This window comes from Brucella sp. RRSP16, assembly GCF_052246815.1.
GTDB lineage: Bacteria > Pseudomonadota > Alphaproteobacteria > Rhizobiales > Rhizobiaceae > Brucella > Brucella intermedia.
In genome coordinates this window covers 1-23,683 of the sequence record NZ_JBQQAM010000019.1, presented here as the reverse complement: position 1 = coordinate 23,683, position 23,683 = coordinate 1, and the positions used below count along the sequence as shown (strand labels likewise).

Below are 23,683 nucleotides of genomic sequence, written 5' to 3'. Positions count from 1 at the left end.
TATTGGAGGTGTCCGGGCCAAATTCCGCCGCATTCATCGGGCCCGTAAGCGGTCACGAAGGAGAGAATTCCATATGAAAGCCATTCTGAAAGCCCCTTATCGCAAGGCTCTCGCTGTCGTCGGCATGTCTCTGGCGGCCTCGGTGGCGCTGGCAAGCTACTCTGGCGCAGCATTCGCACAGGATGCCGCCCAGGGTACGGAAAAGCCTGCTGCCGCTCCCGCGGAAAAAGAAGATCCGACCAAGGTTCTGGCGACCGTCAACGGCAAGGACATCACTGTCGGTGAAGTCGACCAGGCTGCAGGCGATCTCGATCCGCAGTTCTCGCGCCTTCCTGCCGAGCAGCGCCGTCTGGCCGCGCTCGCTGCCCTGATCGACATCAAGGCAATGGCTGGCGAAGCGGAAAAGGAAAAGCTCGATCAGTCGAAGGAATTCAAGGATCGCATGGAATTCCTGCGTGAGCGCGCTCTCCATAACGAATATTTCAAGGACGCCGTTGTCGACAAGATCAGCGATGACGATGTGCGTGCGCGCTACGACAAGGAAATCGCCGCCATGCCGCCGCAGGTGGAAGTGCGCGCGCGTCACATCCTCGTGAAGACCAAGGAAGAAGCCGAAGCCATCATCAAGAAGCTTGCAGGCGGCGCCAAGTTCGAGGACCTCGCCAAGGAAAGCTCGACCGACGGCACAGCTTCCAATGGCGGCGACCTCGGTTACTTCACCGAAGGCCAGATGGTACCGGAATTTGAAAAGGCCGCCTTTGCGCTGAAGCCGGGCGAATACACCAAGGAGCCGGTCCAGTCCCAGTTCGGCTTCCACGTCATCCAGCTCGAAGATCGTCGCACCAAGCAGCCTCCGGCATTCGATCAGGTCAAGGACCAGATCCGTTCGATCATCATGCGCGAGCGTTATGTCGAAACCGTCAAGAAGCTGCGTGACGGCATGAAGATCGACTACAAGGACCCGGCTGTCGAGAAAGCCATGAAGGACGCTGCCGCTGCCCAGGAAGGCGCGGACAAGGACGACGCGCCGGAAGAAGCTGCTCCACAGCAGTAAATCCCGCTTCAAGCATCGACGCCCCGGCTTGCCGGGGCGTTTTTTATTTCGATCCTGCGTTTCCCGCTTGATTTTAGATCGCAAACCTTTCCAATGCGCGCGTCAGGCTTTTGAATCCGAAAACACGTAATAGCCATTTGATGGTATTGCGATTTCCGGGTCTTCTACGAAACCGCATCCCATTGAGGCACATATGTCCGCGTCAGTTTCTCCGCTCGCACCAAAACACTATCCTACAATGCCGGTTGTCCATGGCGTGCGCATCGCCACCGCTGCTGCCGGGATCAAGTATAAGGGCCGAACGGATGTGATGCTGATGGTCTTCGACCGACCGGCGGAAGCCGCTGGCGTATTTACCCGTTCGCTCTGTCCGTCGGCGCCTGTCGATTTTTGCCGCCGCAACCTCGTGCACGGAAAGGCCCGTGCGGTTGTCGTCAACTCCGGCAATGCCAATGCCTTTACCGGTATCAAGGGTCGCGCGGCGACGGAAGCAACCGCCGAAGCCGCCGCCAAGGCTGTCGGCTGCGCCACGACGGATGTCTTTCTCGCCTCGACCGGCGTGATCGGCGAACCGCTCGATGCCGGCAAGTTCGCCCATCTGCTTGGCGACATGAACAGGGACGCGGTCGAGGATTTCTGGACGGAAGCCGCCAAGGCGATCATGACCACCGATACCTATCCAAAAGTTGCCACTGAAACGGTGCTGCTCGGTCAGGTGCCGGTCACGATCAACGGTATCGCCAAGGGCGCAGGCATGATCGCGCCGGATATGGCGACGATGCTTTCCTTTGTTGTCACCGATGCGCCGATCAAGGCGCATGTGCTGCAAAGCCTTCTGTCGAAGGGCGTTGGCTCCACCTTCAATGCGGTGACGGTGGATAGCGACACATCCACGTCGGACACCTTGATGCTGTTCGCCACCGGCACGGCGGCGGAACGCGGTGCGCCGGAGATTACCGACCCCGCCGACAAGCGGCTGGGTGAATTCAAGAAGGCGCTTGGCCGTCTGCTGAAGTCGCTGGCGCTGCAGGTCGTGCGCGACGGCGAGGGCGCTCGCAAGATGGTGGAAGTGGAAGTGACAGGCGCAAAGTCTGCGGCTTCCGCCAAGAAGATTGCACTTTCCATCGCCAATTCACCGCTGGTCAAGACGGCTGTCGCTGGCGAAGACGCAAATTGGGGCCGCGTGGTCATGGCCGTCGGCAAGGCTGGCGAACCGGCTGACCGCGACCGGCTTGCCATCTGGTTCGGCGATATTCGCGTTGCGCATCAGGGCGAGCGCGATCCGGCCTATTCGGAAGCCGCGACGTCCGCCTATATGCAGGGCGAGGATATTCGCATTCGCGTCGATCTGGGGATGGGCAAGGGCAAGGCAACCGTCTGGACCTGCGATCTCACCAAGGAATATGTCGCCATCAACGGCGATTACAGAAGTTGATCGAACTGATGGAAAAACCCAGCACCCCAAGCCTTGCTATCGTACGCCAGCTTGAAGCCGTCGGCTTCCGTGCCTGGCCGGCCACGTCTGTCCACTATGACGGCACATGGGCAATACGCATGACGGCAGCGCATCCTTCCCGGCGTCTCAACTCGATCAATCCGCTCGACCCCGGCGACACGCGCGACATTCCCACACGCGTTGAACTGGCCGCGCAGCGTTTCCGCGCCTATGGCCGTATTCCCTGCTTCCGGCTTTCCCCGCTCGCGCCGCGCGAGCTGGAGGATTATCTCGAGGGGCTCGGCTGGAAGCGCCGGGACGAAACCATCGTGATGACCGCCAACCTCGAGGAACTCGATCTGTCGGGCGCGATTGACCAGATACCCCTGAAGGATGTCGGCCGTTTCGTGGACGCTTCGCTGTCCATCCATGAAAGACCGGACGACATGCGCCCCGGCTTCTCCGAGCTTCTCAACAATGTTCGTCCGAACAAGGGCATGTTCGTGCTGGAGGAAGGCGGCCGCGCCGTCTCCAACCTGCTTTGCGTGCAGGACGGGGTGATGGCGGGCCTGTTCGATGTCGGAACGTTGCGTGATGCAAGGCGCAAGGGCCACGGGCATGCGATTGTCGGTTCGGCGCTCAAATGGGCGGCAAAGCTTGGCGCGAAGACCGCATGGCTGCAAATCGAGGCGGACAATGTGGCTGGGCTTGCACTTTACGAAAGCTTCGGCTTTCAGGAAGCCTATCGCTATGCCTATCGGGAGAGCAATGAGAAATGACCGAGGTGAAGGGACGCCGCATTCTTCTGGTGGCGGCTTGCGCGCTGGTGGATTCGGATGGCCGGGTTCTGCTGACGCAACGCCCGGAAGGCAAGCAGCTTGCCGGGCTGTGGGAGTTTCCCGGCGGCAAGGTGGAGCCGGGCGAGACGCCCGAAGAAACGTTGATCCGCGAATTGCAGGAAGAAATCGGCATCACCACGAAAGTGGCCTGCCTTGCGCCGCTGACATTCGCCAGCCACACCTATGATGACTTCCACCTGCTTATGCCGCTCTATGTCTGCCGCCGATATGAAGGCATTGCGCTGGGGCTCGAGGGGCAGGCGCTGAAATGGGTTCGCCCGAAGGATATGCGCGACTATCCGATGCCGCCGGCCGATGAACCGCTGATCCCTTTCCTGCTCGATCTGCTCTAAGCCAACTGCCTGCGCCAGCTGTGGAAAAAGGTTGGCAATATCTTACGATTCCGCTGGCCGGTTAATCTATGATTCACTCCGTTGAGGCATTCTCGTTTGCGAGCTGCCCCGGAGTCTTGAAGCATGAGTTTCGACAACAATTATTTTAGCGCCGATCACAACGAATATACCGCCAAGCCGCTAACCAAGGCTGGTCGTGGAATCCTGCGCGTTGTGCTGCTGTTCGGTTCTGCCGTTGTCGCCCTGGCGTTGATCATCGTGCCGATCCTCAACGATCAGGCCAACAAGATCGCGGCTCAATCGGTGCTGCCTGCCGGGATCGACCGCACCATGACCGGTTCGATCAAGCGTGACGCCAACGCCCAGACCCACGCGCCAGGCCAGACCTACACGGTGCGCAAGAGCGTGCTTCAGCCAAGCCCCGATTCCGTCTGCATCATCGAGGCCGATGGCAGCCACCGCGGCGATTGCTGATCAGTTTTCTTCTGCCTTTTTGAGCGCTTCCGCCAGCGATGCTTTTGCGGAACCCGGCTTCAACGGTTTCTGCTGCGATTCATGCGGCGCCCAGCCCGACAGCCAGATGATGGAGAAGGTGGCGCGAATGCGCCCGTCCGGGTCGGAGAACCGTTCGGCATAGATTTCGGCGGCGCGCAGAAACAAGCGTTTCGATACCGGCTTTCTGGAACGGTCGCGCAGGATGTTCTGCATGCCCATGGCGCGCAGGTCGGCCATCAGGTTGAACAGCGAATCATAGCGCACGGTGATGTTGTCGACATCCGTTACGGGCAGGGCGAAGCCCGCGCGTTGCAGAAGGCCGCCCACATCGCGTACGTCCGGGAACGGGAAAATGCGCGGTGAAGCACCGCCGGTGAGTTCGATTTCGGCCTGAAGAAGACTTTCGCGGAGTTCTCCAAGCGTTCCGCTGCCACTCAAAGCAGCCAGAAAAAGCCCATCCGGTTTCAGGGCGCGGGCAACCTGCACCATGGCACCCGGCGTATCGTTCGTCGCGTGCAGGGCCATCAGCGAGACGACAAGATCGGCGCTCGCGGGTTTCAGCGGAAGTATTTCCTCATCACCGACAATAGCCGGGAATGGGCCTTGCAAAAAATCCCTGTCGCGTTCGATGCGGACAATCAGGTCGGCCTTGCCGGACCGGGCAATGGCCGCCGCCGCCGCGCCGGTATGGCCAGCGAGATCGACGGCTACGGGGAAACGGCGCTCTACAGCGTCGAGGCGGTCGGCGAGATCGTCGGCGATGCGCTGCAACAGGAAATCCGCGCCGGGTTCGGCGCGCGCAAAGGCGCGGCGGCGAAACGAGAGCAGGAGGTCGCGATCGAAGATCGCGCTATCATCGGTCGGCGCAGGCATGGATTCCGTCTTCTCTTTCGAGCAAGGTTCAGTACAATCGTTGCGGGATAGATGCATTCGAACGGGGGCGAATGCAATGGCGGATGACGACAGAACGCATCAAACCTTTTTGCGCAGCGCTGGCCAAGGGCTTCGGCAGCTTGTCGGCAGGGCTGTCCGATCATCGGCGGATACGCTGTTCCCGCCGACATGCATCGGCTGCCGGATGCATGTGTCCGAACCGGGGACATTGTGTCCGAAATGCTGGCCGGAACTGCGCTTTATCGAAAGGCCCTATTGTCCCGTCCTCGGCATACCTTTCAGCCACGATTTCGGCGAGAATTTCATGAGTGCGGAGGCGATTGCCGACCTGCCGCCTTTCCGGCGGCTCCGCTCCGCGGTTCTGCATCGGGGGGCGGCACAACGCATGGCGGTCTCGCTGAAGTTTCATGACCGGACCGATCTGGCCCCTTGGATGGCGCGCTGGATGCAGCGCGCGGGCCGCGAATTGCTGGACGAATGTGATGTGATCCTGCCTGTGCCCCTGCATCGCTGGCGGTTCTGGCAGCGGCGTTTCAACCAGTCGGCGGAACTTGCCCGTGCCCTGGCGAAACTGGAGATGAAGCCCTTCGCGCCGCAAGGCATCAAGCGGGTACGCAGGACGGAACAGCAGATCGGCCTCGGCATCAAGGAACGAAAGCGCAATGTGGACGGCGCGTTTCGTGTGCCGCAGGAACATGAGATTCATGTTCGCGGGCGCCGGGTCCTGCTGATCGATGACGTCTACACGACTGGCGCGACGGTCAAGGCGGTGACGCGCGCCTTGCTGCGTGGCGGCGCAAGAAGCGTTGACGTGCTGACGTTCAGCCGCGTTCTGCCGGATTAGGCTCACCACTCAACACTGGCTCGTGAAAAGCTTCGGGGCTTCCAGTGGGCACCTTTGCCGCTTATATAGTGGGCAAAGAATGGAGTTTTTCATGGTTGACGTTACCATCTACACGCGCCCCGGTTGCCCATATTGCACCATGGCAAAGGAATTGCTGACCCGCAAGGGCGTGGAATTCATTGAAATCAATGCGGGAGCAACGCCGGAATTGCGCGCGGAAATGCAGGCGCGTTCCGGACGCAATACGTTCCCCCAGATTTTCGTCGGTTCGGTTCACGTTGGCGGCTGCGACGATCTTCATGCGCTGGAAGATCAGGGAAAACTCGACGGCCTGCTCGAGACTGGCCAATTGAACTGAGGTTATTGGGAGAAACCGATGAGCACGTTCCGCGCTGCCGCAATACAGATGCGATCGGGTACCGACGTCGTCCGCAACGTCGAGACCCTGGAGAAACTCGTCGCCGAGGCGGCGTCGAGGGGCGCGGCTTATGTGCAGTCGCCGGAGATGACCGGCGCGATGATGCGCGATCGGGTCGCCTTCAAGGCCAGCCTGCGTGACGAAGCCAATGACCTGGTTTTCAGGGCTGCTTCTGCATTGGCGGCGAAGCACGGCATCTTCCTGCATATCGGTTCAACCGCCATCGATGCGGGTGACGGCAAGATCGCCAATCGCGCCGGAATTTTCACGCCTTCTGGCGAGAAACTCGCGACCTATGACAAGATCCATATGTTCGACGTCGATCTGGACAATGGTGAAAGCTGGCGCGAATCAGCGACCTACGAGCCGGGCAGGGAAACCATTATTGCCGAACTGCCTTTTGCCAATCTCGGCATGGCGATCTGCTACGATATCCGCTTTCCGCAATTGTTCCGCGCGCAGGCACTTGCCGGTGCCAATGTGATTACCGGCCCGGCGGCCTTTACGAAGCAGACCGGTGAGGCGCACTGGCACGTTTTGCAGCGTGCGCGCGCCATCGAGAATGGTGCATTCCTGATCTCGGCCGCGCAAGGTGGCCTGCATGAGGACGGGCGCGAAACCTATGGCCATTCGATCATCGTCTCGCCATGGGGCAAGGTTCTCGCCGAAGCCGACCACGATGAGCCGGGTGTCATCCTGGCCGACATCGACGTAGCGGAAAGCGCAGCCGCACGCGCCAAGATACCGAACCTGAAAAATGCGCGGGAGTTCGATATACGGACTTGCTCCGCCCAACAGAAAGAGGACGCATAAATTCCATGATCCGCTTTTCGCTTCATTGCGATCAGGGCCATGAATTCGAGGGCTGGTTTCGCGACAATGCCGATTTCGACCGCCAGTCGGGAATGAAGCTGGTCGCGTGCCCGGTATGCAATTCGCAAGCGGTCCAGAAATCGCTGATGGCGCCGGCCGTTTCGACAAGCCGTGGCAAGGAGAAGATTGCCATGGCGCTGGGCGACACGCAGAAACAGATACTGGATGAGATGCGGGAATTGAGTCGCAAGGTTCGCGAGAACGCGGATTATGTCGGCGACAAATTCGCCGAGGAAGCCCGGAAGATCCATTTCGGCGAAGCCGAAACACGTGGCATCTACGGGGAAGCCTCGCGCGAAGACGTGCATTCCTTGCTCGAAGACGGTGTCGACGTTCTGCCGCTGCCGGTATTTCCCGAAGACAAGAACTGATTGCCGCGCAGGAGACAGGGCGCATGAAACTGACGGATTCAGCGCCTTTTTTGCTGATCGCAACCGGCACCTTGCTGGGGCTCATCCTGCCGCTCGGCAAGATTGCCGCGCAGGCGGGTATTCCGCCTGCCATCTGGACCTTTCTGTTTTCGGCGAGTGCCGGGATCATTCTTCTCGCGGTTCTTCGCCTGCAAGGGAAGAAGATCGGCTTTTCGGGCGGGCGGCTCCGTTATTATATCTGCACCGCCTTCGTCTCCTATGCCGTGCCCAATCTCCTCATTCTTTCCGCCATTCCGCGCCTTGGCGCCGGTTTTACCGGCATCATGTACACGTTGTCGCCGGTGATCACGCTCGTCCTGTCGATGGGGTTTGGGCTGCGGCGTCCCAATGCGCTCGGGATCGGCGGCATAGCCCTAGGCTTTGTCGGCGCGGTGATGGTGGCGATGACGCGCGGCGAAGTGGGCAAGCCAGCCGATCCGGTGTGGATAGCCGCGGCATTGCTCATTCCGGTCTTTCTGGCCATTGGCAATGTCTACCGCACGCTCGACTGGCCAAAAAACTCCGATCCGACCGAGCTTGCCGCCGGAAGCCATCTGGCGTCTGCGCTGATGCTGTTTGCCGGAATATTCTTGCTCACCGGCCAGTTTCCGATTGAAACCCTGGCGCTCGCGCCATGGGCTGCCCTTGTCCAGTCGATTGCATCGGCGGGCATGTTCGCCCTGTTCTTCCGCCTGCAGGCGGTGGGCGGGCCGGTTTATCTCAGCCAGATCGGCTATGTCGCGGCGGCGCTGGGGCTTATTTCGGGAACACTGTTCCTCGGCGAACATTATCCGCCGCTGACCTGGATCGGTGCGCTGGTCATTTGCGCTGGCGTTGCTATGACAACGCGCGCGCAAAAAGGCTGAGAGCAGGACAGATCAGGCGGGCCGTTCGGCAAGCACCATATAGTTCACGTCGGTATCGCGGGAGCGGTTCCAGCTGTCGGCAAGCGGATTATAGGTTACGCCAAGCTTGTCGATGAGCCGCAGGCCACCTTTTGCCAGTGCGGATTCCAGCTCTTCCGGGCGCACCAGTTTCTCATATTGGTGCGTGCCGCGCGGCAGCCAGCGCAGGACATATTCCGCGCCGATGATGGCAAGGCCGTAAGCTTTCAGCGTGCGGTTGATGGTGGCGACGAACATCAATCCGCCGGGCTTCACCATTTCGCTTGTTGCCGACATGAACAGGTCGACATCGGAGACGTGCTCGACCACTTCCATATTCAGCACCACATCAAATTTTTCACCGGCTTCCGCCAGCGCTTCTGCGGTCGTGGCCCGGTAGTCCACCTCGACCCCGCTTTGTGCTGCGTGAATTTTCGCCACCTCGATGTTCGTCGTGGAAGCGTCCGCTCCGATCACGGTTGCGCCAAGCCGCGCCATCGGCTCGCAGAGCAGCCCGCCGCCGCAACCGATGTCGAGGAGGCGCAGGCCTTCCAGGGGACGCGGCGCATTGGGGTCGCGGTTGAACTTGGCGCAGATTTTTTCCTTGATATAGGCAAGCCGCGTCGGATTGAACTTGTGCAAGGGGCGGAACTTGCCCTGCGGGTTCCACCATTCCGCAGCGATGCGTGAAAAATGCTCGATTTCCGAAGCGTCGATGGTGGTGCGGGCGGTCTCGGTCATTTCATTCTCCAGCGGCGGAAGCGTGCAGGTCTGCTTTCAAGGTAGTACTCCAAAGTCGAGGAACAAATCAAATTCGCTCTCAGGAGCCCCGATGCGAATCGCGGCCTTGCGGAAGCGCGACATATTAGCTATGTGACCCCGGGTTTGCCTGTCGCAACAATATAAGGTTTGGGCAGGTGAGAGTGTAATTTTTCTAAAGAGCGGGACGTATCCTTAAATGGCGCGCATCGTGATGAAATTCGGCGGCACTTCGGTGGCCGATCTGGAACGCATCTATAATGTGGCGCGCCACGTCAAACGCGAGGTGGAAGCGGGCAATCAGGTTGCCGTCGTCGTTTCGGCCATGTCCGGCAAGACCAACGAGCTGGTCGGCTGGGTGCAGAACATGCCGAAGGTCTGCGGCGCAAGCTCGCCCTTCTACGACGCGCGCGAATACGACACCATCGTCGCTTCCGGCGAGCAGGTGACGAGCGGTCTTCTGGCGATTGCGCTCCAGTCCATCGGCGTCGATGCGCGTTCGTGGCAGGGCTGGCAGATTCCGATCAAGACCGACAACGCCCATGGCGCGGCCCGTATTCAGGAAATCGATGGTTCGGAGATCATCCGCCGCATGGAAATGGGGCAGGTTGCAGTGGTCGCCGGTTTCCAGGGCCTGGGTCCGGACAACCGCGTGGCGACGCTTGGACGCGGCGGTTCGGATACCTCCGCCGTCGCCATTGCGGCCGGCGTGAAGGCGGATCGCTGCGATATCTATACGGATGTGGACGGCGTCTACACCACCGATCCGCGCCTGGAGCCGAAGGCGAAGCGCCTTTCGAAGATTTCCTTCGAGGAAATGCTGGAAATGGCGTCGCTCGGCGCCAAGGTTCTGCAGGTGCGTTCGGTCGAACTCGCCATGGTGCACAAGGTGCGCACTTTCGTGCGCTCGAGCTTTACGGACCCAGATGCGCCGGGCATGGGTGATCCGATCAACCCGCCCGGAACCCTTATTTGCGACGAGGATGAAATCGTGGAACAGCAGGTCGTCACAGGTATCGCCTTTGCGAAGGATGAAGCTCAGATCTCGCTGCGGCGCGTGGCCGACCGGCCGGGCGTATCGGCGGCAATTTTTGGGCCGCTCGCCGAAGAGCACATCAATGTTGACATGATCGTGCAGAACGTGTCGGAAGACGGCTCCAAGACCGACATGACCTTCACCATTCCGACCGGGGACATCGACAAGGCGCTGAAGGTGCTGGACAAGGTCAAGGGCGAGATCGGCTTCGACAATATCCAGTCGGAAACCGGCCTTGCCAAGATTTCCGTCATCGGCATCGGCATGCGCAGCCATGCGGGCGTTGCCGCGACCGCCTTCAAGGCGCTCGCCGAAAAGGGCATCAATATCCGCGCCATCACGACGTCCGAAATCAAGATTTCGATCCTGATCGACGGTCCTTATGCAGAGCTTGCCGTGCGCACACTGCATGCGGTCTACGGTCTCGATAAATAATCAACAGGATTAGCATGCGCTTTGGAGCTTTGCCGCGTAACCGAAAGGGTGCGCGGCATCGCAACATTTTGCGAGGCGCGACTATTTGTTCTGGACGCGGGTGTCAAAAATGCTCACAAAGGGATTGGCGTAACGCATCGCGGGCGGGTATTGGGAAATCGGCTGGCGAAGGCGCGCCAGCAACCTGAAAGGAGCCCCCGACGATCATGCGTGAGCTGACAACCGGTCCCCGCGTACTGCTCAAGCGGTTGCGCGAATTGATGGCGGAGCCGCTGGAACCGCAGGCGCGCCTCGACCGGATCGTCCGTGAAATCGCGCAGAACATGGTCGCGGAAGTCTGCTCCTTCTATATATTGCGCGCCGATGGCGTTCTCGAACTCTACGCGACCGAAGGTCTTAATCCGCAGGCTGTTCACCTGGCTCAGCTTCGTCTCGGCCAGGGTCTGGTCGGCACGATTGCTGCAAGCGCCCGTCCGCTCAACCTGACCGATGCGCAGAGCCATCCAGCCTTCGCCTATCTCCCGGAAACAGGGGAAGAGGCCTATAATTCCTTCCTTGGCGTTCCCGTCCTTCGCGCTGGCCGCACTTTGGGCGTTCTTGTCGTCCAGAACAAGACCAAGCGGGCTTATCGCGAAGACGAGGTCGAAGCACTTGAAACCACCGCCATGGTCCTTGCCGAAATCATCGCGACCGGCGACGGTCTGCGCCTCGCCCGTCCGGGCATAGAGCTTGATCTCGGTCGTCCGATGAGCGTGACGGGACATGCTTTCAACGACGGTATCGGCCTTGGCCATGTGGTGCTGCACGAGCCGCGCATCGTCGTTACCAATCTTTTCAACGAGGACAGCCAGGCGGAGCTGAACCGGCTGGACGAAGCGCTTGGCTCCTTGCGCATATCCATCGATGACATGCTCTCGCGCCGTGACGTGGCGGTGGAAGGCGAGCATCGCGAAGTGCTGGAAGCCTATCGCATGTTTGCCCATGACCGCGGCTGGGTGCGGCGGCTGGAAGAAGCCATCCATAACGGCCTGACCGCCGAGGCGGCGGTTGAAAAGGTGCAGAGCGACACGCGCGCGCGCATGGTGCACCTGACCGATCCCTATATGCGCGAGCGCCTGTCGGATTTCGACGATCTTGCAAATCGTCTGCTGCGCCAGCTCATGGGGCATGACATCAAGACCATCGCCGAATCACTGGTCAAGGATGCGATTATCGTCGCCCGGTCGATGGGGGCTGCCGAACTTCTGGATTATCCGCGTGAGCGCTTGCGTGGCGTCGTTCTGGAAGATGGCGCGGCCACGAGCCATGTCGTGATCGTCGCCCGCGCCATGGGCATTCCCGTGGTAGGCCAGGCCAAGGGCATCGTCTCCATGGCGGAAAACAACGATGCGGCCATTGTCGACGGCGACGAAGGCATTATGCACCTGCGCCCGCAGGCCGATCTGGAAACGGCTTATGCCGAAAAGGTTCGCTTCCGGGCACGGCGTCAGGCCCATTATCGCGAATTGCGGGACAAGCCATCCGTCACCAGGGATGGTGTCGATATCTCGCTTCTGATGAATGCGGGGCTGCTCGTCGATCTGCCGCAGCTTTCGGCGTCCGGCGCGGCGGGTATCGGCCTGTTCCGAACCGAGCTTCAGTTCATGGTGGCTTCCACCTTCCCCCGAGCCGAACAGCAGGAACGTCTCTATCGCTCCGTCATCGAGGCGGCGGGCGACAAGCCGGTGACTTTCCGGACGCTGGATATTGGCGGAGACAAGGTTCTTCCCTATTTCAGCTCGACCGTGCAGGAAGAAAATCCGGCGCTCGGCTGGCGCGCCATCCGCCTGACACTCGATCGTCCGGGCCTGCTGCGCACCCAGATCAGGGCGCTTTTGAAGGCCGCGGGCGGGCGTGAGCTGAAAATCCTGCTGCCGATGATCACGGAAGTGAGCGAGGTGAAGGCCGCGCGCGAGATTATCGATCGTGAAGTCCGCCACCTGTCGCGTTTTGCCCACCAGTTGCCGATGTGCCTGAAGCTCGGGGCGATGGTCGAGGTGCCGTCGCTGCTCTGGCAGCTCGAGGAGCTGGTGTCGCTCGTCGACTTCATTTCCGTCGGCTCGAACGACCTGTTCCAGTTCCTGATGGCGACGGATCGCGGCAACTCGCTGATGTCTGGTCGCTTCGACCAGCTTTCGCCAGCATTCCTGCGCGCGCTGCGACACATTGTGGAGACCGGCAACCGGCATGGCAAGCCGGTTACCCTGTGCGGTGAAATGGCCAGCAGGCCGCTTCCCGCCATGGCGCTGGTGGGTATCGGGTTCCGATCGATTTCGATGTCGGCCGCAGCCATTGGTCCGGTAAAGGCCATGCTTGGCGCGCTGGACGCGGGCAAGCTCACCGCCTTGCTCAAGGAAGAGCTGGACAAGCCCAACAGCGCGCATTCGCTGCGCGAACTGCTGATGAGATTTGCCGAAGACAACGATATTCCGTTATAGCGAAGCAGATTGACCTGACTGGACGGCCGCAGTGCAGGATTGCGCGGTGTCTTGTTTCGTATTTTTGCAAGCGTTGATAATTTCTAGGACATGATATGATCGCATTGCCGCAGGATCGGATGGACCAGCTCTTGAAGCGGTTCTCCATGATCGAAAGCCAGATGGCCAATAATCCGGATTCGGAAACCTATGTGAAGCTCGCATCGGAATATTCCGAACTGCAGGAAGTGGTTGGCAAGATACGCGAACTGACCGACGCACGCAGGGAAGCGGTCGATCTGGCGGCGATGCGTGACGATGCGGCCACGGACGCAGAGATGCGGGCGCTGGCGCTGGAAGAACTGCCGGAAGTCGAAAAGCGCATCGGCACGCTGGAACAGGAAGTGCAGATTCTCCTTCTGCCGAAAGACGCAGCCGACGAGAAGAACGCCATTCTGGAAATTCGTGCCGGTACCGGCGGTCTTGAAGCCGCGCTCTTCGCTGGCGACCTGTTCCGCATGTATGAGCGTTATGCCGCCGAAAAAGGCTGGCGGGTCGAACTGGTCTCGGCCAGCGAAGGCGATGCTGGCGGCTACAAGGAAATCATCGCCACCGTTTCGGGCAAGGGCGTGTTCTCCAAGCTCAAGTTCGAATCAGGCGTGCACCGCGTGCAGCGCGTGCCTGAAACGGAAGCTGGCGGGCGCATCCATACATCGGCTGCGACAGTCGCGGTTCTGCCGGAGGCCGAGGACATCGATATCGAGATACGCAACGAAGATATCCGCATCGATACGATGCGGGCTTCGGGTGCTGGCGGGCAGCACGTCAACACGACCGACTCGGCTGTGCGCATTACGCATATCCCCACCGGCATCATGGTCGTCCAGGCTGAAAAATCCCAGCATCAGAACCGCGCCCGCGCCATGCAGATCCTGCGTGCCCGCCTCTATGACATGGAGCGCCAGAAGGCCGAAACCGAGCGTTCGGAATCGCGCCGCAGCCAGGTTGGCTCGGGCGACCGGTCCGAGCGTATCCGCACCTATAATTTCCCGCAGGGCCGTGTCACCGATCACCGCATCAACCTGACGCTCTACAAGCTCGACCGGGTGATGGAAGGCGATCTGGACGAACTGGTCGATGCGCTGATTTCCGATCACCAGACCGCACTTCTTACCGAACTGGGCCAGTAAGGTGGGCGAGACGCGTCTCGACCGGCTGATGGCCGATGCACGGGCGAGGCTCCGTGCGGCAGGACTGGATACACCAGACCTCGACGCGCGGCTTCTGGTCGAATGGGCTACGGGCAGGACACGGCTCGACCTGATATCCGCGCCGGAGCAACTGGTGGATGGCGCTGCCATCAAGACGCTTTCCGATGCACTGGAGCGACGCGCCAAAGGCGAACCGGTTCACCGGATCATGGGGGTTCGCGAATTTTTCGGCCTGCCTTTCCGGCTGTCCGCCGAAACGCTGGAACCCCGACCCGATACGGAAGCGCTGGTGGAACTGGTCATTCCGGCGCTGGACGTGCTCGCGCAGCAGGAGAACACGCTTGAACTCCTCGACATGGGGACGGGAACGGGCGCGATCATCATCTCGCTTCTGCATCGCTTCGAGCGTGCGCATGGCGTCGGCCTCGATATGGCGGAAGGGGCGCTGGCAATGGCGCGAATCAATGCCATCGCCAATGGGGTAGGCGACCGTTTCGCCGCGCTCAAAAGCGACTGGTTCCAGCATGTGAGCGGGCGGTTTCATCTTATCGTCTCAAATCCGCCCTATATTCCGCATGAAGACATTGCGGGCCTGTCGCGCGAAGTACGCGAACATGATCCGCTTGCGGCGCTCGATGGCGGCGTGGACGGACTGAATTTTTACCGGGCCCTTGCACAGAAGGCCGCAGATCACCTATATAGGAAAGGAATGGTTGCCGTAGAGATCGGCGCCGGACAATTCCAGGATGTAGAAGCGCTGTTCGAAAGCGCAGGTTTTTCACTCGCAGGACATGCAAGTGATCTTGGCGGCCACAGAAGGGCCATGCTTTTCGCGCTCAGATCGAATACGTAATTTTGATGCGGCGAACCGCTAAAAAACACTTGGAATTTGCGGCGAAGCCGTTTAGTTTCCGGCCACCGTATACAGCCAGAATGGTTTTGCCCGCTGATGGGCGGTGGCGGAAATGCTCCATGACGATTTTTGGTCATGCTCCCTGGAGGGTTCTTTGGGGATGGCTTGTGCGGAAGTACACGACTTTCAAGCATAATCTCGAAGAGCAGAGCTTTTCGGAATGGTTATGCATTAATGCAACCGCGGAGTTTCGGTGACCTTCAAATGGTGCACCTAACTCAGGAGCAGTCGATTTGTGGGAAGTTTTTAGGGCGTACTTCCTCCATGGCTCGATAGCGTGAAACCGGCAGCTTTTTTGGCTGTGGAGTTTCTACGCCCTTTAATCTGAAAAGAGATGAATATGAGGCCAGCACAGCAGAACAGGCGCATGCGCGGACGGGGGAATAACAATAATAACAACAACCGCAAGGGCCCCAATCCTCTGTCGCGCAACTATGAAAGCAACGGCCCGGATGTGAAGATCCGCGGCAATGCGCAACATATTGCAGAAAAATACTCGGCGCTTGCGCGCGATGCACAGGCATCTGGCGATCGCGTGATGGCCGAAAACTATCTTCAGCACGCTGAACATTACAATCGCATCATCATGGCTGCCATGGCGCAGAATCCGGTGCCGTTCCAGCGCGAAGAAACTTTCGACGATGACGGCGCGGATGACGAGGAAGCAGTTTTCACGCCCGCCGCAGTGCAGCAGCCCGTCAACGGCTCCGGCCCGCAGCCGGTCATCGAAGGCACGCCAGCCGAGGTTGTCTACGGTGAGGAAAGCGGCGAGCCGGTAAAGTCCGGCGAAGGTCGCCAGCAGCCGCGCGAACGCGACAATCGCGACCGCCGTCTCGGTCGTGGCCGCCGTCCGCAGCGCGAGCGCTTCAACGCCGACGAACGTTCCGACGAACAATCGCCGGAAAAGCAGGCTCAGCCGGAAGCAGAAGAAGTTTCGGCCCCCGTTGAGGCCGTCGCCGCGCAGGCTGCTCCGGCAGCCGCCGAGGCTGCGCCTGCCGCCGATGCAGCACCGGCCGAAGAGGCAGCACCGCGCCGCGCCACGCGCCGCCCGGGCCGTCCGCGCCGCGCCGCAAAGGATAGCGGTGACGAGACGCCGGTAACGGAAGCGGCGAATTCCGACGCCTGATCGTTTCCTCGGATTGACTTCAAAATGGCGCGGTTTCCGCGCCATTTTTATTTGGTTCTCCAAGTGCCTGTAACCCTTGCCGAAACCCGGCCATCGTCCCATATGCTGTCTTGGAAAGAAGCTCGCCCAGAGTGGGGGCTTCGTCACCATACATCTTCTGGTGCCGCATGACGGGCCGGAAGGCAAAGGAGACATCATGAATATTGAAAAATACACGGAACGCGTTCGCGGTTTCATTCAGTCTGCTCAGACATTCGCGCTATCGTCCGGCAACCAGCAGTTCACACCGGAACATGTGTTGAAAGTTCTCGTCGATGACGACGAGGGACTTGCCTCCTCGCTGATCGAACGCGCAGGCGGGCGCATTGCCGATGTGCGCATCGGACTGCAGACCGCGCTCGAAAAGCTGCCCAAGGTATCGGGCGGCAACGACCAGCTTTATCTTTCCCAGCCGCTTGCCAAGGTCTTCTCGCTTGCCGAGGAGCTTGCCAGCAAGGCCGGTGACAGTTTCGTCACCGTGGAGCGCCTCCTGACGGCGCTGGCGATGGAAAAATCCGCGAAGACGTCTGAAATTCTTTCCGCTGCCGGTGTGACGCCGACGGCTCTCAACAAGGTCATAAACGACATGCGCAAAGGCCGCACCGCCGATTCGGCGTCTGCTGAAAGCAATTATGATGCGTTGAAGAAATATGCCCGCGATCTGACCGAGGATGCGCGTTCGGGCAAGCTCGACCCGGTGATCGGCCGCGACGAGGAAATCCGCCGCACCATCCAGGTTCTGTCGCGCCGCACCAAGAACAACCCGGTTCTGATCGGTGAGCCGGGCGTCGGCAAGACCGCAATCGCGGAAGGTCTGGCGCTGCGCATCGTCAATGGCGATGTGCCAGAATCCTTGAAGGACAAGCAGTTGATGGCGCTCGACATGGGCGCGCTGATTGCCGGCGCCAAATATCGGGGCGAGTTTGAGGAACGTCTGAAAGCAGTGCTTTCGGAAGTGCAGACGGCTGCCGGACAGATCATCCTGTTCATCGATGAAATGCATACGCTCGTCGGCGCAGGCAAGTCCGATGGCGCAATGGATGCATCGAACCTGTTGAAGCCTGCCCTTGCACGTGGCGAACTGCACTGTGTCGGTGCGACGACGCTTGAGGAATACCGCAAATATGTCGAGAAGGATGCAGCGCTTGCCCGCCGTTTCCAGCCGGTATTCGTCGATGAGCCGACCGTCGAGGATACGATTTCGATCCTGCGTGGCCTGAAGGAAAAATACGAGCAGCATCACAAGGTGCGCGTTTCGGATTCGGCTCTGGTCGCCGCGGCAACCTTGTCGAACCGTTACATCACCGACCGTTTCCTGCCGGACAAGGCTATCGATCTTGTCGATGAGGCCGCGTCGCGTCTGCGCATGCAGGTCGATTCCAAGCCGGAAGAACTGGACGAAATCGACCGCCGCATCATGCAGCTGAAAATCGAGCGTGAAGCGCTGAAGGTGGAAACCGATGCCGCCTCCAAGGATCGTTTCCAGCGCCTGGAAAAGGAGCTGACCGATCTGGAAGAGGAATCGGCGGAACTGACGTCGAAATGGCAGTCGGAAAAACAGAAGCTCGGACTTGCCGCCGATCTCAAGCGCCAGCTTGAAGAGGCGCGCAATGCCCTCGCCATTGCGCAGCGCAGCGGTGAATTCCAGAAGGCTGGCGAACTTGCCTATGGCACGATTCCGCAATTGGAAAAGCAGCTCGTCGAAGCGGAAAGTCAGGAAAACAAGGGTTCCCTGCTTGAGGAAACCGTTACGCCCGACCACGTGGCGCAAATCATTTCCCGCTGGACGGGCATTCCGGTCGACCGGATGCTGGAAGGTGAGCGCGAAAAGCTGCTGCGTATGGAGGACGAACTCGCAAAACGCGTCGTCGGTCAGGGCGAGGCGGTGCAGGCAATCTCCAAGGCCGTTCGCCGTGCGCGCGCCGGGCTTCAGGACCCCAACCGTCCTATCGGTTCGTTCATCTTCCTCGGCCCTACGGGTGTCGGCAAGACGGAGCTGACCAAAGCGCTCGCCGCGTTTCTTTTCCAGGACGATACGGCCATGGTTCGTATCGACATGTCGGAATTCATGGAAAAGCATTCCGTGAGCCGGCTGATCGGTGCGCCTCCCGGCTATGTCGGCTATGAGGAAGGGGGCGTTCTGACGGAAGCCGTGCGCCGGAGGCCCTATCAGGTGATCCTGTTCGACGAGATCGAAAAGGCGCATCCGGATGTGTTCAACGTGCTGTTGCAGGTGCTGGACGACGGACGTCTGACCGACGGGCAGGGCCGCACGGTCGATTTCCGCAACACGGTCATCATCATGACCTCCAACCTCGGTGCCGAATATCTCGTCAATCTTGGCGAGAAGGACGATGTCGAATCGGTGCGCGAGGAAGTGATGGGCGTCGTGCGGGCTGCCTTCCGTCCGGAATTTCTGAACCGTGTCGATGAAATCATCCTGTTCCACCGGCTGCGCCGCGAAGACATGGGGGCGATTGTCGATATTCAGATGCAGCGTCTCCAGATGCTTCTGAGCGATCGCAAGATCGTGCTGCAACTGGAAGAGGATGCACGCGAATGGCTGGCCAACAAGGGTTACGACCCGGCCTATGGTGCGCGTCCTTTGAAGCGCGTGATCCAGAAGGAAGTACAGGACCCGCTCGCCGAGCGCATTCTTCTGGGCGACATTCTGGACGGTTCCATCGTCAAGATCACTGCCGGTTCGGACAGGCTCAACTTCCGTCCGATTCGAACTGCGCAGGAGGATGAAAGCCGCAAGGTCGACGAGAACGCCTGAACGTTCATGAGTTGAAAGCCATGGGCGCCGCAACCGGACAGGTTGCGGCGCCTTTTTCATATGCACCCTGACAAGTTTTCCGGTTTTCGGCCGACCTCGGCCATTTTCATGTCCAGTTCATCTGGCATCTGCTTTATCAGCTAATCAGTTATTAACCATATTCGCGGCATCCATGATCTCTCGATCACCCAGGGCATTCTTCATGGCGCATTACACACGCATGCTTCGTTTCGCTTTGTTTGCTTCCGTTGCGGCAGTTGCCGTCGATGGTCCTGCCCGCGCCGACGAAAGCAGTTCTGCAACGGTTGCCGAGCGCCCGGTAAAGCTTGCGCAGCTTTACGATCCGGGTGAGGAAATCTATCATGATCGCCGGGTGCGGGTGTTCATCGATCAGTATGGTCGCCGCGTTACCATGGATCGCCGCGGGCGTATCCTCAGTGTCGAGGATGCCAACAATTATGATCCGAACGCCTATGATCGCCGGGTTCGCCGCGCACCGCAGCCGGACGACAACTGGACGCTCGATGGCCCGGTCGATGGCGGCGCGCCCTATGATGGTTTTGGCAATGTGCCCGAGGACCCCAATTATTACCCTGATGCTCCGGCAGCGCCGCAATATGGCGGCAACCGGGACGGACAGGTGCAGCGGTCGGAACTGCCACCGGCAGGCGATCAGTATCCGGACAATACCAATTCGGCCAGCGCCAATCCCGGCTATGATGGACAGCAGGATTACGGCCAGCCCGGTTACGAGCAGCCGCGCGGTGTTCCCAATCCGAGCGATATGGCTCCTGCCATCGAAATGCCGAAAGGGCAGGGCGCCAAGGCAAGGATTGCAGCCTATCAGGTGCTTCTCGATCGTGCTGGCGCATCGCCCGGCGTCATTGACGGTCGTTCGGGCAGCAATGTCGACAAGGCGGCAGCAGCCTATGGCGAACTGACCGGCAAGTCGGTCAATCCGACGGATGAAGCCGCTGTCAATGCTGAACTTGAGGCCACCGGCGGCCCGGCTTTCACCGAATATACCATCACCAACGAGGATGTGGGGCGCCAGTATGTTGCCTCGATCCCGGAAGATTACGCCCACAAGGCCCAGCTTCCCGCGATGGCCTATACTTCGGTCACCGAAATGCTGGGTGAAAAGTTTCATATAGACGAAGCCTATCTGAAAGAGATCAATCCCGGCGTGAACTTCAACCAGCCCGGCTCGATCGTGAAGGTTCCCAATCTCGGCAAGCCTGTCCGGACCAAGGTGGCCCGCATCATCGCGGACAAGGGACGCAAGCAGGTTCGCGGCTATGACGAAACCGGCAAGCTGGTCGTTGCCTATCCCTCGACCATCGGTTCGTCCGACAATCCGTCACCGTCCGGCACCGTTCAGGTCGAGCGTATCGCGATCAATCCGAATTACACCTATAATCCGAAGATCAATTTCAAGCAGGGTAACAACGACAAGGTTCTGACCATTCCGCCCGGCCCGAACGGCCCCGTCGGCACGGTCTGGATCGCGCTTTCAAAGCCAACCTACGGCATTCACGGCACGCCCGAACCATCGAGAATCGGCAAGACATCGAGCCATGGCTGTGTGCGATTGACCAACTGGGATGCGGAAGAGCTGGCAAAGCTGGTGAAGGCTGGCGTAACGGTCGAATTCACTGAATAAGCATTCCTGTAAATTCAAAGAAATGGGCGGCCTTTCCCGGTCCGTCCGGAGCATTTCCCGTTCAAGATGAATCGCCGAAATGCTCTATTCCTTTGTTTTGCGCATGTCTTTGCCCGGAAGCCAGGTTTCCCCTTCCGGGCGTCACGCTCTATCAGCTCTTGGCCGATCCGTTCGAGGCGAGCTTGGTGCCGTTATCATCGCTGTTCAAAAGTGCGTCGATGCGGTCACGTTCCTGCTTGAAGGCTTCCAGTTCCTTGCCGGAAAGCGCCTTGTTGTCCGGCAGGCGGATGCGCAGCGGGTCGACCTTGGTGTCGTTCACGATCAGTTCGTAGTGAAGGTGAGGGCCGGTCGAAAGGCCCGTCGATCCCACATAGCCGATCACCTGTCCCTGCCGCACGCGTGCGCCTGCGGTGACGCCGCGGGCGATTGCGTTCTGGTGGCTGTAGCTGCTCACATAGCCGTTGGCATGGCGGATGAGGGTCTGGTTGCCGTAACCGTTGGTCCAGCCCGCCTTTTCCACAACGCCATTGCCCGAAGCGATGATCGGCGTGCCGCGCGGTGCGGCCCAGTCCACGCCGGTATGCATGCGGCTATAGCCGAGGATCGGGTGGCGGCGCATGCCGAATGGCGAGCGGAAGACACCATTGGGAACCGGATTGCGCAGCAGGAACTGCTTCGCGCTCTTGCCGTCGCCGTTGAAATAATCGACGCTGCCGTCCGGGGCCTGATAGCGATAGAATTTGCGGGTCGTCCCACCAAAATTGGCCGCCACGTAGAGAAGCTGCGAATCGGCTTCGGGCTTGTCGGGATCATCCGGCAGCGAGAAGAATGCGTCGATCTGGTCGCTTGGCGACAGACGTGACTGCAGGTCGACATCGCTTGCAAGCATCTTGATGAGCTGCTCGCGCATCGTTTCCGACATGCCATAGGCGAGCGCCGCCCGGCTGATCCCGTCATAGACGCTGGGGAGGTTGCCGCGAATTGCCGTTGGCAATGCGTTGCCGTCGAAAGCCGTCTGCAGAAGCGGGGTCTGTTCCGGTTCGTCGGACGGTATATATTGTCCGCGATCGTTGAGGGCGACCGTCACCAGATGGGTCGTGCGATTATAGATGCTGGCCCGCACGATACGATCCACGCCGTCACGGGTTTCGGTGCCTACCCTCAGAACGCTGCCTTCCTTCAATCGGGGCGAGTTCATCAGCTTGGTAAGCGAGTCGGCCATGTTTCCGGCATCGTCGCCGGTGTAGCCGGCATCTTCAAGCGCCTGCGTAATTTCGGCGGTCTGGCGGAAAGGAATCAGTTCTTCTGAAAAACCTTCGCTGACCGTATCTTCATCGCCGCGCTGGGCGACGCTGACATTTTCCTGCGTAATCTTCACACCAAGCGCGGGGCCGAGCGCGAACGGAGAGTCAGAGCCGCCAAAACGGGCGGGGTCGACATAATGAAGTGAGGCGACCTGCACGTCCCCGTCGGTCAGGAGGCCGCCCGTATCGCGCACGACCTTTTCGACCTCATCGACGGTAAGGTCGCTGGAAGCGTCGAAGGTTGTGCTGTTCATCGGGAATTCGACGACATGCAGGCTGACTTCGCTTTCCACCTTTGCGCCGTAAATCTGGCCTGCATCGGCAGGTTGCGGTGCCGCCGGGCCTTCCGAGAATACGGTCAAGGCGTCGAATGCCGGATATTTGCGGTTGGTCGGATGATCGACGGCAAGGGCCATGCGGACGAATTCGAAGGGCCGGGTCCGGATAACCTCGCGCTCACCCACTTTCTGCATCGTGGAGAGATCGAAACGGCGCCGGTCGCGCGGTTTCTGCTGCGAGACGGTGCTGACCAGACGTCCGCCCTTGGTAACGTCAACGTCGTCAGTCGCACCCGGCATGTCGTTTCGGGCAAGGATTTCAGGCGGAGTGGCCAGCTGTTCGCGCCCGTCCAGGGCGGCAAACAGTGCGACGCCGATCAGCATGCATGACGTTACGCCGGTCAGGAAGGTTCCGGCGAGCCAGCGGGCAGAAACTTCACGGCGATCCGGAGGCCGCCGCCGTCCGCCTACGCTGAGCGGGGGCTCGTCACCCGGATCGAGATTGTTCGGCCCCATGTCTTTCATACTGCTGTAGCCGGTCCTTCTTTATAACTGACAGCACGAACGTGCTTGAAGTCGTTTGACGGAGAAGCGGAGAGCCGCCAATCCGGTATCAAGGCGTCTTCCATTCTGTCGGAAGGCTCCCAAACGGGCATGTGAGTTTTGCCTGCCGAAGAAACGTAAGTCAACGACAAGCCTGCCCGACAACGATATCCACAATCCCCCGCAAGGCGCGTCGATTGCCCGTTTCGAAAATCCGGCAGAAGCTATTCGGGCAATAAGGCTGGTTTAAGGCCCTCCCAAGTGCTGGAGGGGCAATGAGAGCCCTATAATATAAGACGAATGCGTGGAAATCCGGCGGCTTGTGGAAAGCTGTCAAAAAAACATCAAAAAACTTCCTTGATGCTGTTGACAGATAGCAGAGGTCCCCCCTATATACGCCTCCACAACGAGGGCGGCGGCGCCGCAAGCGGCAGGCTGATGCGTCCTTGGAGTTGGTTGAAGGTGTCTGGCAGAGAAGCTGGGTGTTGGTAGGCTGGCGGCGTTGACGGGGCTTTGAGTCCTGTTGATGTTAGAAGAAAAGAACTTCGATTAAGTTTGTGATTTTCTTCGAAAAAAGTGGTTGACAGGTTGGTTTGACTGATCTAGAAGCCCGGCACCGCAGACGAGGCGCTGACAGGATTT

Annotated in this window: 20 protein-coding genes; 17 read left to right on the top strand and 3 right to left on the bottom strand. The window is 59.8% G+C overall.

Features of this window, described 5'->3' with window-relative positions; all coding sequences use genetic code 11:
- The first annotated feature begins 73 nt into the window (after positions 1 to 73).
- From ACS5UA_RS21150 to ACS5UA_RS21130, 5 genes are all read left to right on the top strand, one after another.
- Positions 74 to 1,054, top strand: a complete 981-nt coding sequence (locus ACS5UA_RS21150; protein WP_021586579.1) for a peptidylprolyl isomerase — start codon at positions 74 to 76, stop codon at positions 1,052 to 1,054.
- Between the two features lie 193 nt (positions 1,055 to 1,247).
- On the top strand, positions 1,248 to 2,489 hold the full coding sequence (gene argJ, locus ACS5UA_RS21145; protein ID WP_025092174.1) for a bifunctional glutamate N-acetyltransferase/amino-acid acetyltransferase ArgJ: 1,242 nt from the start codon (positions 1,248 to 1,250) through the stop codon (positions 2,487 to 2,489).
- An 8-nt stretch (positions 2,490 to 2,497) separates the two neighbouring features.
- A complete protein-coding gene (locus ACS5UA_RS21140; protein ID WP_253177554.1) occupies positions 2,498 to 3,268 on the top strand; it encodes a GNAT family N-acetyltransferase in 771 nt (256 codons plus the stop codon).
- Entirely contained in the window at positions 3,265 to 3,681 is a 417-nt protein-coding gene (gene mutT / locus ACS5UA_RS21135) for an 8-oxo-dGTP diphosphatase MutT (protein WP_253177553.1), read from the top strand. Before ACS5UA_RS21140 ends, mutT begins: the two co-directional genes overlap by 4 nt.
- Before the next feature lie 123 nt (positions 3,682 to 3,804).
- On the top strand, positions 3,805 to 4,155 hold the full coding sequence (locus tag ACS5UA_RS21130; protein ID WP_121996108.1) for a hypothetical protein: 351 nt from the start codon (positions 3,805 to 3,807) through the stop codon (positions 4,153 to 4,155).
- On the opposite strand, the gene ACS5UA_RS21125 is transcribed toward ACS5UA_RS21130, so the two are convergent.
- On the bottom strand, positions 4,156 to 5,049 hold the full coding sequence (locus ACS5UA_RS21125) for a methyltransferase domain-containing protein (RefSeq protein WP_006472252.1): 894 nt from the start codon (positions 5,047 to 5,049) through the stop codon (positions 4,156 to 4,158). It abuts the gene before it with no gap.
- Positions 5,050 to 5,125: 76 nt separating this feature from the next.
- Here ACS5UA_RS21125 and ACS5UA_RS21120 point away from each other — a divergent pair, with 76 nt between their 5' ends.
- From ACS5UA_RS21120 to ACS5UA_RS21100, 5 genes are all read left to right on the top strand, one after another.
- Positions 5,126 to 5,914: a ComF family protein gene (locus tag ACS5UA_RS21120; RefSeq protein ID WP_253177552.1), complete on the top strand. Its 789-nt coding sequence runs from the start codon at positions 5,126 to 5,128 to the stop codon at positions 5,912 to 5,914.
- Positions 5,915 to 6,005: 91 nt separating this feature from the next.
- Entirely contained in the window at positions 6,006 to 6,272 is a 267-nt protein-coding gene (grxC, locus tag ACS5UA_RS21115; protein ID WP_253177551.1) for a glutaredoxin 3, read from the top strand.
- An 18-nt stretch (positions 6,273 to 6,290) separates the two neighbouring features.
- On the top strand, positions 6,291 to 7,145 hold the full coding sequence (locus ACS5UA_RS21110; RefSeq protein ID WP_253177550.1) for a carbon-nitrogen hydrolase family protein: 855 nt from the start codon (positions 6,291 to 6,293) through the stop codon (positions 7,143 to 7,145).
- A 5-nt stretch (positions 7,146 to 7,150) separates the two neighbouring features.
- Positions 7,151 to 7,576 carry a DUF1178 family protein gene (locus ACS5UA_RS21105; protein WP_021586571.1) on the top strand — a complete coding sequence of 142 codons (426 nt, stop codon included), beginning with the start codon at positions 7,151 to 7,153 and terminating at the stop codon, positions 7,574 to 7,576.
- A 23-nt stretch (positions 7,577 to 7,599) separates the two neighbouring features.
- Positions 7,600 to 8,481: a DMT family transporter gene (locus ACS5UA_RS21100; RefSeq protein WP_253177549.1), complete on the top strand. Its 882-nt coding sequence runs from the start codon at positions 7,600 to 7,602 to the stop codon at positions 8,479 to 8,481.
- Positions 8,482 to 8,493: 12 nt separating this feature from the next.
- Here the strand turns inward: ACS5UA_RS21100 and ubiG are convergent, their stop codons facing one another.
- Entirely contained in the window at positions 8,494 to 9,240 is a 747-nt protein-coding gene (gene ubiG, locus ACS5UA_RS21095) for a bifunctional 2-polyprenyl-6-hydroxyphenol methylase/3-demethylubiquinol 3-O-methyltransferase UbiG (protein ID WP_253177548.1), read from the bottom strand.
- A 217-nt stretch (positions 9,241 to 9,457) separates the two neighbouring features.
- Here ubiG and ACS5UA_RS21090 point away from each other — a divergent pair, with 217 nt between their 5' ends.
- From ACS5UA_RS21090 to ACS5UA_RS21060, 7 genes are all read left to right on the top strand, one after another.
- Positions 9,458 to 10,729, top strand: a complete 1,272-nt coding sequence (locus tag ACS5UA_RS21090; protein WP_006467884.1) for an aspartate kinase — start codon at positions 9,458 to 9,460, stop codon at positions 10,727 to 10,729.
- A 206-nt stretch (positions 10,730 to 10,935) separates the two neighbouring features.
- Complete coding sequence (ptsP, locus tag ACS5UA_RS21085) at positions 10,936 to 13,206, top strand: phosphoenolpyruvate--protein phosphotransferase (RefSeq protein ID WP_006467883.1); 2,271 nt, start codon at positions 10,936 to 10,938, stop codon at positions 13,204 to 13,206.
- 95 nt (positions 13,207 to 13,301) lie between these two features.
- Positions 13,302 to 14,375, top strand: a complete 1,074-nt coding sequence (gene prfA / locus ACS5UA_RS21080) for a peptide chain release factor 1 (RefSeq protein WP_025092183.1) — start codon at positions 13,302 to 13,304, stop codon at positions 14,373 to 14,375.
- Positions 14,376 to 14,403: 28 nt separating this feature from the next.
- A complete protein-coding gene (prmC, locus tag ACS5UA_RS21075) occupies positions 14,404 to 15,249 on the top strand; it encodes a peptide chain release factor N(5)-glutamine methyltransferase (protein WP_253177561.1) in 846 nt (281 codons plus the stop codon).
- A gap of 400 nt (positions 15,250 to 15,649) precedes the next feature.
- On the top strand, positions 15,650 to 16,435 hold the full coding sequence (locus ACS5UA_RS21070) for a DUF4167 domain-containing protein (protein ID WP_113477392.1): 786 nt from the start codon (positions 15,650 to 15,652) through the stop codon (positions 16,433 to 16,435).
- A 196-nt stretch (positions 16,436 to 16,631) separates the two neighbouring features.
- On the top strand, positions 16,632 to 19,253 hold the full coding sequence (gene clpB, locus ACS5UA_RS21065) for an ATP-dependent chaperone ClpB (protein ID WP_021586566.1): 2,622 nt from the start codon (positions 16,632 to 16,634) through the stop codon (positions 19,251 to 19,253).
- A 202-nt stretch (positions 19,254 to 19,455) separates the two neighbouring features.
- Positions 19,456 to 20,916, top strand: coding sequence for a L,D-transpeptidase (locus ACS5UA_RS21060; protein ID WP_253177547.1), 1,461 nt, complete (start codon positions 19,456 to 19,458; stop codon positions 20,914 to 20,916).
- 151 nt (positions 20,917 to 21,067) lie between these two features.
- On the opposite strand, the gene ACS5UA_RS21055 is transcribed toward ACS5UA_RS21060, so the two are convergent.
- A complete protein-coding gene (locus tag ACS5UA_RS21055) occupies positions 21,068 to 23,023 on the bottom strand; it encodes a M23 family metallopeptidase (RefSeq protein ID WP_253177546.1) in 1,956 nt (651 codons plus the stop codon).
- Positions 23,024 to 23,683 lie beyond the last annotated feature (660 nt).

Bases quoted from the DNA above. Each gene is read 5' to 3' on its own strand.
- ACS5UA_RS21150 (WP_021586579.1), top strand. From the start codon at position 74: ATGAAAGCCATTCTGAAAGCCCCTTATCGCAAGGCTCTCGCTGTCGTC.
- argJ (WP_025092174.1), top strand. From the start codon at position 1,248: ATGTCCGCGTCAGTTTCTCCGCTCGCACCAAAACACTATCCTACAATG.
- ACS5UA_RS21140 (WP_253177554.1), top strand. From the start codon at position 2,498: ATGGAAAAACCCAGCACCCCAAGCCTTGCTATCGTACGCCAGCTTGAA.
- mutT (WP_253177553.1), top strand. From the start codon at position 3,265: ATGACCGAGGTGAAGGGACGCCGCATTCTTCTGGTGGCGGCTTGCGCG.
- ACS5UA_RS21130 (WP_121996108.1), top strand. From the start codon at position 3,805: ATGAGTTTCGACAACAATTATTTTAGCGCCGATCACAACGAATATACC.
- ACS5UA_RS21125 (WP_006472252.1), bottom strand. From the start codon at position 5,049: ATGCCTGCGCCGACCGATGATAGCGCGATCTTCGATCGCGACCTCCTG.
- ACS5UA_RS21120 (WP_253177552.1), top strand. From the start codon at position 5,126: ATGGCGGATGACGACAGAACGCATCAAACCTTTTTGCGCAGCGCTGGC.
- grxC (WP_253177551.1), top strand. From the start codon at position 6,006: ATGGTTGACGTTACCATCTACACGCGCCCCGGTTGCCCATATTGCACC.
- ACS5UA_RS21110 (WP_253177550.1), top strand. From the start codon at position 6,291: ATGAGCACGTTCCGCGCTGCCGCAATACAGATGCGATCGGGTACCGAC.
- ACS5UA_RS21105 (WP_021586571.1), top strand. From the start codon at position 7,151: ATGATCCGCTTTTCGCTTCATTGCGATCAGGGCCATGAATTCGAGGGC.
- ACS5UA_RS21100 (WP_253177549.1), top strand. From the start codon at position 7,600: ATGAAACTGACGGATTCAGCGCCTTTTTTGCTGATCGCAACCGGCACC.
- ubiG (WP_253177548.1), bottom strand. From the start codon at position 9,240: ATGACCGAGACCGCCCGCACCACCATCGACGCTTCGGAAATCGAGCAT.
- ACS5UA_RS21090 (WP_006467884.1), top strand. From the start codon at position 9,458: ATGGCGCGCATCGTGATGAAATTCGGCGGCACTTCGGTGGCCGATCTG.
- ptsP (WP_006467883.1), top strand. From the start codon at position 10,936: ATGCGTGAGCTGACAACCGGTCCCCGCGTACTGCTCAAGCGGTTGCGC.
- prfA (WP_025092183.1), top strand. From the start codon at position 13,302: ATGATCGCATTGCCGCAGGATCGGATGGACCAGCTCTTGAAGCGGTTC.
- prmC (WP_253177561.1), top strand. From the start codon at position 14,404: ATGGCCGATGCACGGGCGAGGCTCCGTGCGGCAGGACTGGATACACCA.
- ACS5UA_RS21070 (WP_113477392.1), top strand. From the start codon at position 15,650: ATGAGGCCAGCACAGCAGAACAGGCGCATGCGCGGACGGGGGAATAAC.
- clpB (WP_021586566.1), top strand. From the start codon at position 16,632: ATGAATATTGAAAAATACACGGAACGCGTTCGCGGTTTCATTCAGTCT.
- ACS5UA_RS21060 (WP_253177547.1), top strand. From the start codon at position 19,456: ATGGCGCATTACACACGCATGCTTCGTTTCGCTTTGTTTGCTTCCGTT.
- ACS5UA_RS21055 (WP_253177546.1), bottom strand. From the start codon at position 23,023: ATGAAAGACATGGGGCCGAACAATCTCGATCCGGGTGACGAGCCCCCG.